Below are 13,702 nucleotides of genomic sequence, written 5' to 3' on the forward strand. Positions count from 1 at the left end.
TAAATTTACCTAACTTTCATCTCACTTTTGACTTGTCTTCAAATAACCTGCTTTAAGCGTAAAATAACCTCCAAATTCAATGACCTTCTTTATTTTAAGCAAAAGCAATAATCCATGATTTAATATTTTGCCCAAACAAATCAAGCAATCACCCTACCCTATCAACCATTAGATTTAACCCTAGGACAAACTTCTTTTTAGCTTCAAAATACAATGAGAAATTATCTAAAAATAATCCTACTTTGGTTCTGTGCCGCGATATCGCTATCTTTTCATCAAAATGACAACGACATAACAGACATGCGGCTATTTTCATCGCATATTGCTTAATTTGCTGTTTCAATTTCATGAACACAATCTGAGTTTAAATGTCGCTTGTTCCTAAATAGTTATATTGAACGAGTCGATCTACAAAACAAGTTATTTTTCGTTTAGTTTAAATATTTCTATTATTCTTGTTCTAAATACATATTTGTGATTTTCTCATGCCATGTAATTAAAATGCCCTATCATCCAATAAAACACTCTCCAACAAACAACAGCAAACAACAGCAAACAACAGCAAACAACAGCAAACAACAGCAAACAAATGATCGTATAAACCAACACCTCAAATGATTGTTGGCTTATCTTAGGTAAAAATAACTGCTAAAGTTTAATTCATTATATTATTGATACATTTGCCCATTCCATTTCAACCAGCCACTTTCATGCTGATTACTCGGATCATGGTGTGTCCAATGCAATATTCCACCTTTCGGGTTATATTTATATTCACCATAAAACTCAACCGTATCGCCTTTTTGTAAACCATCCAAACGACGTGCCAAATCAATATTATGCGCAACCAACACGGTCAGGCCATTTCCAACATCTAAAATAAATTTCTGATGGCGTGTCCCTTCCCGATCATCCTTTAAAATTGCTTTAACCCTTCCTACACCCTGAACCTGAATTTTATTCTCATGATGCAAATATGCCGAATAAATTGCTGAGCTAGCATCCTGCTTATTTTGCAGTGTATTGGATGAACCAGAATCATTTTTTCGCAAATCAACTTGTGCTACAGTCTGATCGCTTGAAGCCTTATGGTTCTTTTCTACAAAATAGCCACCCATTGCCGCAATCAATGCAACAATAAAAACAAGAATACTCTTATTCATTTATATCAATTCCCTCTTCTTTTTGGCATAAAAAAAGCCCCATACGGGGCTTTTTTGCGATGCTAAATTACTTAGCAGCAGCTTGAGCAGCAGCAACTTCTTCAGCGAAGCTTAATTCTGCTTTTTTCTCAATACCTTCACCCACTTCAAAGCGAACGAATTGAACTACAGTTGTACCTGTTGCTTTTAATGCTTCAGCAACTTTTTTCTCGTTGTCGATAACGTACATTTGACGCTCAAGAACAACTTCGTTCAAGTATTTTTCAACTGAACCAGTTACCATTTTTTCAACGATGTTTGCTGGTTTGCCAGATTCAATTGCTTTTGCTTCAGCAATTTCTTTCTCTTTTGCAATTAAGTCAGCAGAAACTTGTTCAGCAGTTACAGCAACTGGATTGAACGCAGCAACGTGCATTGCAATACCTTTACCAGTTTCTGCATTACCAGTATAAGAAACAACAACACCGATTTTTAGACCGTGTTTGTAAACAGCTAAGTTTTCGCCTTCAACGATTGTTGCACGACGAACTTGGATGTTTTCACCGATTTTTTGAACAAGCGCAATACGCGCTTCTTCAACAGTTTGACCATCTTCTAATTTTAATTCAGCGATTTTAGCTGCATCTGTTTCACCAGAAGCTAAAACAACTTTTGCAACTGCATTAGAGAAGTTTGCAAAGTTTTCGTCTTTAGCAACGAAGTCAGTTTGACAGTTTACTTCTACCAATACTGCTTTATTACCTTCTTGAACAATTGTAATCGCACCATCAGCCGCAATGTTACCTGCTTTTTTAGCAGCTTTAGCTTGACCAGATTTACGAAGGTTATCAATCGCAAGTTCGATATCACCATCCGCTTCTGTCAAAGCTTTTTTACATTCCATCATTGCAAGACCAGTACGGTCACGTAATTCTTTTACCATGCTTGCAGTAATTGCAGTCATGTTATTCTCCAAAAAAAGGTAGAAAAATCTTTTAAGAAAAACGGCCCAAAGAAACTCTGAGCCGTCTGCTTTTTCTCGACGCTTAATTTGCCACTATTACATGTCGCAAAAATGACAAGCTTGCGTCAAAACGCATTAAGCCTCAGAAGCAGCAGCTTCTTCACTTTTAGCTTGTGCATTTGCTTGAGATTGAGCGTACTCTTTACCAGCAAGAATAGCATCAGCCATTGCAGAAGCGTAAAGTGTTACTGCACGGATCGCATCATCGTTACCAGGGATAACGTAGTCTACGTTGTCTGGGTTAGAGTTTGTATCAACGATACCGATTACAGGAATACCTAAGTTTTTAGCTTCTTTGATTGCAATCGCTTCGTGATCAACATCGATTACAAACAATGCGTCAGGTAAACCACCCATGTTTTTAACGCCGCCTAAAGCACGTTCAAGTTTATCCATCTCACGGCTACGCTCTAACGCTTCACGTTTAGTAAGTTTAGCGAAAGTACCGTCAGTAGATTGAGTTTGAAGGTCTTTTAAACGGTTGATAGATTGGCGAAGTGTTTTCCAGTTCGTCAACATACCACCTAACCAACGGTGATCTACATATGGTTGACCAGCGCGTTGAGCTTGTTCACGGATGATGTTAGAAGCAGCACGTTTTGTACCAACGAACAAAACTTTGTTCTTTTTGCTTGCTAATTGGTTAGCGAAGTTCAAAGCATCGTTTAACGCAGGAACAGTGAATTCAAGGTTAATGATGTGAATTTTGTTACGCGCGCCAAAGATGTATTGACGCATTTTTGGGTTCCAAAAACGAGTTTGGTGACCGAAGTGCGCGCCAGCTTGTAGAAGGTCGCGCATGCTTACGTTGTAATCTGCCATTTTCATTACCTTAATGTTTGGGTTAGGCCTCCATATATCCTCATCCTCCACCCTTTTTCGGGCACCCAGAGCAATGTGTCGATATATGTGCGGATTTTTAAATTCCCATTTTAAAAACTTAGCGTAAAAACAAATTATTCACGAAAAGCATTTGATAAAATGGGTGCATATTTATACCATAGTTACATACAAATTACCAAAAGTTTTTATGCCTTATGAATAGCACTTACGAAGCGCCTCGCCGATTAATCAAAACGCCAGATGAAATTGAGAAAATGCGTGTAGCGGGACGTTTGGCAGCTGAGATCCTTGATATGATCAAACCGCATATCAAGGCTGGAGTAAGCACTTTAGAATTAGATACGATTTGTCACGATTATATTGTGAATGTCCAAAATGCAATTCCTGCTTGCTTAGGTTATGGTGCCGCGCCTGGTCGCCCTGCTTTTCAACACACAATCTGTACTTCTGTGAACCACGTTGTATGTCATGGCATTCCTTCAGAAGCAAAAATTTTAAAAAATGGCGATATTCTGAATATTGACGTAACAGTGATTAAAGATGGTTATCATGGCGATACCAACATGATGTATATCGTGGGAGGAGAAACCTCTATTTTAGCCAACCGTCTTTGTAATGTCGCTCAAGAAGCGATGTATCGTGGGATTTCGGTTGTCAAACCGGGGGCTTATATCGGTGATGTCGGTGCAGCCATTCAAAAATATGTTGAATCTGAGCGTTTTAGCGTTGTTCGTGAATATTGTGGACACGGAATTGGTACAGTTTTCCATGACGAGCCTCAAGTACTTCATTATGGTACAGCCAATACAGGCATGCGCCTTGAAGCTGGAATGACATTTACTGTCGAACCAATGGTCAATGCAGGTGTATGGCAAACCAAAACTCTAGGCGATAAATGGACAGTTGTAACTAAAGACCATAAACTTTCAGCACAATATGAACACACGATTTTAGTGACTGAAACAGGCGTCGAAATTTTGACTGCACGTCCTGAAGAAGATTTATCTCGCTTTAAATAAATTAAGTCGCGATTTTTCAAACCGCATTTGATCATTCATTCAGGTAACAACAGCTATTTTTAGCTGACACATAGCATGAAAGATGGAATTAAACGATTTTAAATCAAAATTCCATCGACTCATGACAATAAAAATTTCATCTCCCCCAAATTACTTCACAAATAATTTCATCGGGATAAAATGTGACAAGCATCTAGTTATTTTTATATTGTATGCCTCATCTTTCATTTTAATCAACTGTGTCAGTTATTAATGAAATATCAATAGCTTCTAAAACATAAAGGACTTTTCAGTCCTTTATGTTTTTTATTGTAACCATACAGTCAAGCGATTAAAATAAATACAGCATATCTCTTATAAAATCCATACCATATGATAAAATTTAATGATCATTACATTTTTTCTATTTTGGCCATACCCCATGAAATATTTGGCTTTACTCAGTTGCAGCTTTTTTTTAACAGGTTGCTTACTTGGCGCATCAAATGAGGTAAGAAAATCTGAACAAATTTTCAAACAATTTCACTGCGATAACATCGAACAACAAGGCATAGATAGCCCAATTAATAATTATCACCAACAAACATTAAGCGTTACAAAACAAAAAGCTGAAAATTATATCCAACACTATAAAGATGGTGATCGACTCTTTAAAATTCCTTTAAATGAAGTCGTCGATCAACAATATCAACTCTATAAAAATGCCTGTCAATCGTTAGGTGGGATTCTCTAATTTTTAGAATTTATGAGTAGCATTTTACCAATGTCTGCAACAAATCATAGATGACACAAGATTATTCGACAATATAGAAGTCATCTCAGTCGTTTAATCATTTTTGAATGATCAAGATATAACACAATATAAAGTAGTAAATAAGAAAGACGCTTCTGCCCAATTTTCAGCATAGCTGCTCATCTGGTACTTAGATAAAAGCATTACTCTATTTTAAATTCGCTCTGAAAGGTCAATAAACCTAAGTCGAGTAAGTAATTTTTGATGATAAAAAACATCGCCTACATGTGTAGGCGATGCTTTTATTTCTGCCAGATCTTAGTGTGCAGCAAACTGATTCATTGTGTTTTTAGAATCGTCACCTGCTTTAAGTGCGTTGTCACCCGCAAAAATTTCTTTGTGATCATCACCAATGTCAGAACCTGCCATTGCCTGATGTTTCACACAAGCAATACCGCCACGGATTTCTTTACGTTGTACGCCTGCAACATAAGCCAACATACCTTCTTCACCAAAGTAACCTTTCGCCAACTCATGTGTTGACAATGCAGCAGTATGGTATGTCGGAAGTGTGATCAAGTGGTGGAACACACCTGCTTCACGCGCGGCATCAGCTTGGAAAGTACGGATTTTTTCATCAGCATCAGCAGCCAATTCAGTGTTGTCGTACTCAGCACTCATTAATTTAGCACGATCATAGCTCGATACATCTTTACCTTCTGCAACAAAACGGTCATACGACTGTTGACGGAAGTTTAACGTCCAGTTAAATGATGGGCTGTTGTTGTAAACAAGTTTTGCATTTGGCACAACTTCTTTTACTCGGTTAACCATATGCGCAATTTCTTTCACGTTTGGAGTTGGTGTTTCAATCCACAGTAAATCAGCACCATTTTGAAGACTTGTAATACAGTCCAATACCACACGATCAATCTGAGTGCCTTCGCGGAATTGGTATAGACCAGAAGCCAAGCGTGTTGGGCGGTGTAATTTACCATCACGTTTAATTAAAATTTCATCTTCTTGCGCTTCTGAAATATCAATTTCTTTCGTATCTAAGTAACCAATGTATTGAGAAGCGATATCACCCGGCTCTTTCACGACAGGAATTTTTTGAGTTAAATCTGCACCTTCAGAATCAGTACGCGCAACGATAACACCATCATCAACGCCCATTTCCAAGAATGCGTAACGCAATGCATGGATCTTCGCAATAAAGTCTTCATGTGGAACTGTTACTTTACCTGCTTGGTGACCACATTGTTTTGCATCAGATACTTGATTTTCAATTTGTAGCGCACAAGCACCTGCTTCGATCATTTTTTTAGCAAGTAAATACGTTGCTTCTTCGTTACCAAAACCAGCATCGATATCTGCAATAATTGGTACAATATGAGTTTCAAAATTATCAATTTGCGCTGTAATTTCAGCAACTTTTGCAGAGTCACCCGCTTCTTTTGCTTTATTTAAAGCACGGAATAAGTCGTTCAATTCTTTTGCGTCTGCTTGACGCAAGAAAGTGTAAATTTCTTCAATCAATGCTGGAACAGAAGTTTTTTCGTGCATTGATTGGTCAGGAAGTGGGCCAAATTCTGAACGAAGTGCTGCAACCATCCAACCAGAAAGATAGATATAACGCTTGCTTGTTGTACCGAAATATTTTTTGTTTGCGATCATTTTTTGTTGTGCAATAAAACCGTGCCAGCAACCTAATGATTGAGTATATTTGCTTGAATCTGCATCGTACTCAGCCATATCACGACGCATAATGGCAGCTGTATATTTTGCAATATCCAAACCTGTTTTAAAGCGATTTTGAAGTTGCATACGTGCTGCATCTTCTGGGCTAATATCTGCCCAAGTGTTGCCAAATTTTGCTTTTAATTCACGAATTGCATCAACTGCTGTTTGATATGTAGTCATTATCGCTTCCCTTTTAGCCCTTACAAGCCGATTTGTATTACGATCTGATCAAGTTTATTTTTTGACCATTTCATCTGATTGATTTCAGATTACCCCGAAAAAAAATTAAATCCAATATTCCCAACAAATCCCCACTATTTATTTAAAAAATATGTAGATTAAAGTCGTATTATAAGCATATAAACACATTATAATTATTTGAATTTAATAGATTTAATTAAAATTAAAATCTTTAAAATTTTACCCAATATCATTATTCGACTATAGTATAACCAATTACATTTTGGATTCACCACGACTTGATTTGGAATAAACACCTCAAGCTGACATCAGCATTGACGTATTAAAAAGGCTGTTTAATATTTGGGATAAACTTATCTTTTTTGTCCAATTTTCAACACAAATGCTTTTGCTTGTGGCATAATTTCAATTAATTTCTTGGTGTTATTTTCGGTATTTTTTTTATGAATCTGGAGCGGGTTGACCTAAATCTACTGATTTACCTTGATGTACTCTTAAGAGAAAAAAATGTCACTCGTGCTGCTGAACAGCTTGGTGTAACCCAGCCCGCAATGAGTAACATTCTTCGTCGATTAAGAACATTATTTAACGACCCTCTACTCATTCGTTCATCTGAGGGAATGACACCAACAGAACGAGCTTTAGAATTACAACCCCGTATTCGTGATGTTCTGTCCGATTTATCCATGATTTTGGAACCACGTACAGAATTCCGCCCTTATACAAGTAATCGTGTTTTCAGAATTATGACTTCTGATTATGCCGAAGCAACACTGGTTCCTCGCCTCGTCAAAGCGCTACGTTCTGAAGCACCGAATGTCGTACTCGACTTTTTAACACCAAGTGATGTGTCATATCGGGACATGGAACAAGGTAAAGTCGACCTTGCCATTAACCGCTTTAATGAAATTCCGCAAAGTTTTCATCAGGTTCTTGTTTGGCGTGACAGCTTTTCTTGTCTACTCAACCCTAAACACCCTAATGTAAATAATCTAAATTTAAAAAACTATTTAGAAGCACATCATATCTGGGTTTCAAAAACAGGGATGGGAATCGGTTTTGGTGTAAACCCAGATAAACAAGCTGGCCTAGGCTGGATTGATCAAGCATTGGAACGTATCGGTCAAAAACGGAAAATTTCTGTCTTTACCCGACATTATCAAATGCCTGCCTTACTCGCACGCAATGTTGACCTTATTGCAACATTACCAAGCCGTATTGCTCGATTACAAGCAAAGAACCAAGAATTAATTATCAAAGACCCTCCATTTTATATTCCAGAAATTGAATTAAAAATGGCTTGGTGTCCTCTTCTGCACCATCATCCAGCACATCGCTGGTTACGTCAGCTTATTTTATATGTTGCACGTCAGATGATTGAAGAAGAAAATCGTGAATTCTTAATAAATCATTCGCAACTTTCTCATTATTAAATCAATGTTTTTTAACATTCTTTAACGATTTGTAAGATTCAGGTGATATTTACTGTATCACCTGAATCGTTTTTATGTTAAAAAATATTGAATAATGAAGAATCAATAAATAACAGGTGCATTGTGAGTCTGTTCCAAAATATCCTTATTATCATCATTCTTATTATAGGAGCTGGTTTTTTAGCCTTAACAGAAATTGCACTTGCAGGTGCGCGTAAAGTCAAACTTAAAATTCTTGCCGAATCTGGCGAGGAACGCGCTCAACAGGTTCTAGACATACAAGAGAATTCTGCTGATTTTTTTGCAGCATCCCAAATCGGTCTCAATGCGGTTGCAATATTAGGCGGTATTATTGGTGAACCTGCCTTTCGCCCTTTCTTCGTTAACTTGTTAAATCATTTTTACCCAACGCCTTGGACTGAATCAATTGGTTTTGGATTATCTTTCACCTTAGTTACCTCTTTATTTATTCTTTTTGCCGACCTCATGCCAAAACGCTTGGCGATGATTGCACCTGAAAGAATTGCCGTTGCAGTCATTAAACCAATTCAGATTTATATCAAAATTTGTAAACCACTCGCGTGGGTAATTAATGCAATCGCCAACCTGCTGTTTCGTTTATTTAAAGTCAACACCACTCGGGATGACAACATTACTTTTGATGATATTTCAGCAGTTATGGATGCAGGTGCCCAAGCAGGTGTATTACAAAAACAAGAACATCATTTCATTGAAAATGTATTTGAACTCGAAGAGCGTAATGTCCCTTCAAGCATGACAACACGTGAAAATGTTGTTTTCTTTACAATGAATGAATCTGAATACAGCATTCGTCAAAAGTTAGCCGAATACCCTTTTTCCAAATTTTTAGTCTGTAACGAAACCATTGATCAGGTCATTGGTTATGTTGATGCCAAAGATATATTGGTTCGCATTCTCAACAACCAATCCATTAACCAGCTAAATGAATCAACCATCCGTAATGTACTCACAATTCCAGATACATTGACACTTTCTGAAGTACTTGACCGCTTCCGTGCAAGTAAAGAAAAATTTGCAGTGGTCATTAATGAATATGCGTTCGTCGTTGGTGTCATCACGCTCAGTGATATTATGATTACTGTGATGGGTGATTGGGTAACCCCTATTGATGAAGAACAGCAAATTATTAAACGTGATAACAATTCATGGTTAATTGATGGTAGCACCCCAATTGAAGATGTTAAACATGCATTAGAAATTGATCAGATTCCAGATGAAGAACACTATGAGACCTTGGCTGGTTTTATGATGTTCCGTTTAAGAAAGATTCCTCGCCCTGCTGATTTCGTAGAATTCGACAATTATAAATTTGAAGTGGTCGATGTTGATCATTATAAAATTGACCAACTGTTAGTGACTCGAATTTTAGAAACCACTGAACCTAAAGTTGAAGAAGAACATTAAAGATTAATTTATCTCTAGGGATAAAATAGTATTGTTTAAACTCCCCTCCAAATTAGATCATCTCTCTAATTTGGAGGTTTTTTTATCAAAAAATCGTCTCAAAGTCTTTTAATTTAAATACTGAAATAACCGATCAGGTCATAGTTTTTATATTTTAATAAAGCTAAACAAAAAATAAGCAAATCATTATTCTTTATCTAATGCTATCGCCTTAAAAAAATCGCAATATGATTGTAATCATGAATTAAATCAGATATTTTCTAAATTAGCCAATTTTACAGCACTGGCTTATAAAACCAGCAAAAACGAAAGATTTGTTTAGCTAGAACAAAAAACAAAGGATTGAAAGTATGCTTACGATTTTAGGTCTGAGCATGATTGGTTGCTTTATGTTTCTAATCATGACCAAACGCTTAAGTGCATTGATTGCTCTAATTATTATCCCAATTCTATTTGCAACACTTGCCGCTTGGCTGGGGCAGTATGTCGATAGTCTAAGTCATATTCATCTTTCTGGATTAGGTGACATGACGTTGGACGGGATTAAAAAACTTGCTCCCACAGGCGTCATGCTGTTATTCGCAATCATGTATTTCGCACTCATGATTGATACAGGTTTATTTGACCCTTCAGTAAAATGGATTTTACGCAAAGTAAAGGGTGATCCTTTAAAAATCACACTTGGTACAGTTTTTTTAACACTTACTGTTTCTTTAGACGGTGATGGCTCTACCACATATATGATTTGTGTAGCCGCAATGCTACCACTCTTCCAACGTCTGGGAATGAACCCGCTCATTATGACCAGCTTAATGCTATTAAGTAGCGGGGTCATGAACTTAACCCCGTGGGGTGGCCCCACTGCACGAGCAGCAAGTGCGCTACAAATCGACCCAAGTGATATTTTCGTGCCAATGATCCCATCTATGATTATTGCCATTGTTTGGCTATTTATCTTGGCATATCTATATGGTCGTTATGAACGCAAACGCTTAGGTGTAATCCAACTCAATACAGATCATGGCGATGCCATTTCCATTTCAAAAGATCCATCTGCACAACGTCCACATTTACGTTGGTTCAATGGCATTTTAACAGTGGTGTTAATGGCAGCATTGGTTAAAGGTATCTTACCTATGCCTGTTTTATTCATGATCGCATTTTGTATTGCCATGCTTGTCAATTACCCACAGCTTGACATGCAAAAGAAACGTATTGCCATGCATGCAGATAGCGTTTTGGCTGTCGTCGGCCTTATTTTTGCAGCGGGTATTTTTACAGGTATTCTTTCAGGCACAGGCATGGTCGATGCAATGTCTAAAGAATTTGTTGCGATTATCCCAAAAAGCCTTGGCCCTTACTCTGCACCAATTACCGCAATCATGAGTATGCCACTGACTTTCTTTATGTCGAATGATGCCTTTTACTACGGTATGTTACCAATTCTGTCAGAAGCAGCGGCACATTATGGTGTTTCACCTGTGGAAATGGCTAGAGCATCTATTGTTGGTCAACCAGTACATCTACTTTCACCACTTGTTCCATCGACTTATCTTTTATGTGGATTGGCAGGTGTCGAATTTGCAGACCACCAACGCTTTACCTTGAAATGGGCCATTATTACCAGTGGTGTACTCTTAATGAGTGCTTTAGTCTTGGGTGTTTTTCCATTGATTGCATAAATAGTAATGCAAAAGCATCTTCAACTTGGGGGTGCTTTTTACAACAAAAATTAGGAAGAAAGCGTATGAAGAAATTACATGTTGTGATGGAGATTATTATTTTTATATAGAGAATAAATTAGGAGCGTCCTTGCTTGTATCATCCCACTCCGAATGGAGTATTCAGTATTTAGAACGTATGCATCATCTTAATTTAATGATGTTTTTTCTAAAAGACCTTTCAATTTCCGAAGAATGAAGATCATTTTTTCTCACCTCTGTATTTGTGATTAACTAAATTTTGCATATTTTAGCGCGATTCAATTTGAATGTTGATAGTTTCACTTATGATTTTTTAGCATAGTATTATGCATTTAATGCCAATGTTCCTGTAACGCCTGCAAGGCTTCAACAAAATACGAAATTTCATCCATTTTTTGTACTTGATTTGCCTGCTCGTGAAGTTGTATTGGCAATTGCATCCGATCCAATGCATGATGTAATGCTTGTGCATAGGTAGACATATGTTTTTTCCAGTTTCATGTTTTATTGGAATTATTATATTTTGAACTTTTAAATCCGTAAAACAGATAGTTTTAATAAAAATGATAGAAAAATTAGATCAAAATAAGAATAAAAAAACCTCCATCTAAATTTAGACAGAGGTTTTTTGAAGTTAAGCTTCTTTACGGCGCATATGTGGGAATAACAACACATCACGGATACTAGATGCATTTGCAAATAACATCACTAGACGGTCGATACCAATCCCTTCACCAGCTGTTGGTGGCAAGCCATATTCAAGTGCTTCAATAAAGTCTGCATCATAATGCATTGCTTCATCATCACCAGCATCTTTTTCAGCGACCTGAGCTTGGAAACGCTCTGCCTGATCAATCGGGTCATTCAACTCGCTAAAACCATTTGCCAACTCACGACCACCAATAAAGAACTCAAAACGGTCTGTAATATGTGGATTATCGTCGTTACGACGGGCAAGTGGCGAAGTTTCAGCAGGATATTCAGTGATGAAGGTTGGTTGACGCAATTGAGTTTCAACAGTTTCTTCAAATACAATTGTTTGCAACTTACCTAAACCAAAGCCTGGTTTCACTTCTTCTTTTAATTCGGTGCGAATAAAGTTCGCCAAGAACTCACGATCACCTACATTTTCAGGTGTAAATTGTGGGTTATGTTCTAAAATCGCATTGAACATTGAAATCTTTTTGAATGGGCCTTTGAAGCTATACACTTCTTCGCCATAAGGAACATCTGTAGAACCCAAAATATCCAATGCCAATTTTTCAAGCATGTTTTCAGTCAATGCCATCAAATCTTTATAATCAGCATAGGCTTGGTAGAATTCAATCATGGTGAATTCTGGGTTATGGCGTGTAGAAACACCTTCGTTACGGAAGTTACGGTTAATTTCGAACACACGTTCAAAACCACCCACAACTAAACGCTTCAAGTAAAGTTCTGGCGCAATACGTAAGTACAGATCCATATCCAACGCATTATGATGTGTAACGAACGGACGTGCTGATGCACCACCAGGAATCACATGCATCATTGGTGTTTCAACTTCCATGAAACGTTGATCCGCTAAATATTGACGAATACCTGCCACAACTTTGGCACGAATCTCAAATGTCTTACGTGTTTCTTCGTTAACAATAAGATCTAGATAGCGTTTGCGATATTTTGCCTCGGTATCACTTAAACCATGAAACTTATCTGGTAATGGACGCAATGATTTTGTCAGTAATTCGAAATCTTCAAGGTGAACATACAAATCACCTTTGCCTGAACGACCAATATAACCTGCTGCTGCAACAATATCGCCCAAATCAAGTGATTTGATTGTGGTCAAGGTCTCTTCTGGCAAACCTTTACGGTCTACATAAAGCTGAATACGACCCGTCATGTCCTGTAAAACGATGAACGAACCACGGTTAAGCATGACACGGCCTGCAAGTTTTACATAAACTTTTTCGCCCGCTTCAATTTCTTGTTTTGAAAGCTGTTCAAATTGTGCCTGCAAGTCCGCAGCATAATGTTCACGTTTAAACGTATTTGGCCAAGGGCTTGTTCCTGTTTCCAGCGCCTTTTCTTGGATTTGCTTTAACTTGGCATGACGCTGTGCAATTAAATCGTTTTCGGAAATAGTGGGTTCAGAAGTCGATTGAGCGTTGTGTTGCGTCATCTCTGCCTCGAAAAGTAATAAAAAAAAGAAGTCACATAGCATAGCAGAATTCCACTGTTTTTCGAGTGGATTATTCAATTTTGCAAGTAAAATTTAAGCTTTTCTGTTTTTTCACTTTAACCAAAGTTGATCTTAGACCTTTCGCTAACTTTCAGTTATGCAAAACATCCGTAAAATAGAGAATCATTTAAATCCTTTTACAGACTAAGTGCATGTTTCTCCCTGATTTTTCAGTTATGCAATGTGAAATC

The 13,702-nt window shown here is 37.5% G+C and carries 11 protein-coding genes; 5 read left to right on the forward strand and 6 right to left on the reverse strand.

Features of this window, described 5'->3' with window-relative positions; genetic code table 11:
- Positions 1 to 668: 668 nt before the first annotated feature.
- The 3 genes from ABDV70_RS02030 to rpsB all read right to left on the reverse strand — a co-directional run bounded on the left by ABDV70_RS02030 (position 669) and on the right by rpsB (position 2,988).
- On the reverse strand, positions 669 to 1,163 hold the full coding sequence (locus ABDV70_RS02030; RefSeq protein WP_343595012.1) for a DUF3465 domain-containing protein: 495 nt from the start codon (positions 1,161 to 1,163) through the stop codon (positions 669 to 671).
- Positions 1,164 to 1,230: 67 nt separating this feature from the next.
- Positions 1,231 to 2,106, reverse strand: coding sequence for a translation elongation factor Ts (gene tsf / locus ABDV70_RS02035; protein WP_343595013.1), 876 nt, complete (start codon positions 2,104 to 2,106; stop codon positions 1,231 to 1,233).
- Positions 2,107 to 2,241: 135 nt separating this feature from the next.
- The gene (rpsB, locus tag ABDV70_RS02040) at positions 2,242 to 2,988 is read right to left on the reverse strand and encodes a 30S ribosomal protein S2 (protein ID WP_343595014.1); all 747 of its coding nucleotides are present in this window, start codon (positions 2,986 to 2,988) and stop codon (positions 2,242 to 2,244) included.
- Positions 2,989 to 3,203: 215 nt separating this feature from the next.
- Here rpsB and map point away from each other — a divergent pair, with 215 nt between their 5' ends.
- Positions 3,204 to 4,028, forward strand: coding sequence for a type I methionyl aminopeptidase (gene map / locus ABDV70_RS02045; protein WP_343595016.1), 825 nt, complete (start codon positions 3,204 to 3,206; stop codon positions 4,026 to 4,028).
- Positions 4,029 to 4,449: 421 nt separating this feature from the next.
- Positions 4,450 to 4,761: a hypothetical protein gene (locus tag ABDV70_RS02050; protein WP_343595018.1), complete on the forward strand. Its 312-nt coding sequence runs from the start codon at positions 4,450 to 4,452 to the stop codon at positions 4,759 to 4,761.
- Between the two features lie 318 nt (positions 4,762 to 5,079).
- Here the strand turns inward: ABDV70_RS02050 and ABDV70_RS02055 are convergent, their stop codons facing one another.
- Positions 5,080 to 6,684: an isocitrate lyase gene (locus ABDV70_RS02055; RefSeq protein ID WP_343595020.1), complete on the reverse strand. Its 1,605-nt coding sequence runs from the start codon at positions 6,682 to 6,684 to the stop codon at positions 5,080 to 5,082.
- A gap of 464 nt (positions 6,685 to 7,148) precedes the next feature.
- Between ABDV70_RS02055 and ABDV70_RS02060 the strand changes: the two genes are divergently transcribed.
- The 3 genes from ABDV70_RS02060 to ABDV70_RS02070 all read left to right on the forward strand — a co-directional run bounded on the left by ABDV70_RS02060 (position 7,149) and on the right by ABDV70_RS02070 (position 11,266).
- Positions 7,149 to 8,138, forward strand: coding sequence for a LysR family transcriptional regulator (locus ABDV70_RS02060; protein ID WP_343595022.1), 990 nt, complete (start codon positions 7,149 to 7,151; stop codon positions 8,136 to 8,138).
- A 123-nt stretch (positions 8,139 to 8,261) separates the two neighbouring features.
- Positions 8,262 to 9,584 carry a hemolysin family protein gene (locus ABDV70_RS02065; protein WP_343595024.1) on the forward strand — a complete coding sequence of 441 codons (1,323 nt, stop codon included), beginning with the start codon at positions 8,262 to 8,264 and terminating at the stop codon, positions 9,582 to 9,584.
- Between the two features lie 350 nt (positions 9,585 to 9,934).
- A complete protein-coding gene (locus ABDV70_RS02070) occupies positions 9,935 to 11,266 on the forward strand; it encodes a CitMHS family transporter (RefSeq protein ID WP_343595026.1) in 1,332 nt (443 codons plus the stop codon).
- 353 nt (positions 11,267 to 11,619) lie between these two features.
- On the opposite strand, the gene ABDV70_RS02075 is transcribed toward ABDV70_RS02070, so the two are convergent.
- Together ABDV70_RS02075 and lysS are read right to left on the reverse strand one after the other, a co-directional pair.
- Positions 11,620 to 11,769 (reverse strand): hypothetical protein, encoded by a 150-nt coding sequence (locus tag ABDV70_RS02075; RefSeq protein WP_343595027.1) that lies wholly within the window; start codon positions 11,767 to 11,769, stop codon positions 11,620 to 11,622.
- A gap of 152 nt (positions 11,770 to 11,921) precedes the next feature.
- Positions 11,922 to 13,451 (reverse strand): lysine--tRNA ligase, encoded by a 1,530-nt coding sequence (lysS, locus tag ABDV70_RS02080; protein WP_343595028.1) that lies wholly within the window; start codon positions 13,449 to 13,451, stop codon positions 11,922 to 11,924.
- Between the last annotated feature and the right edge of the window lie 251 nt (positions 13,452 to 13,702).

This window comes from Acinetobacter sp. (assembly GCF_039596015.1).
GTDB lineage: Bacteria > Pseudomonadota > Gammaproteobacteria > Pseudomonadales > Moraxellaceae > Acinetobacter.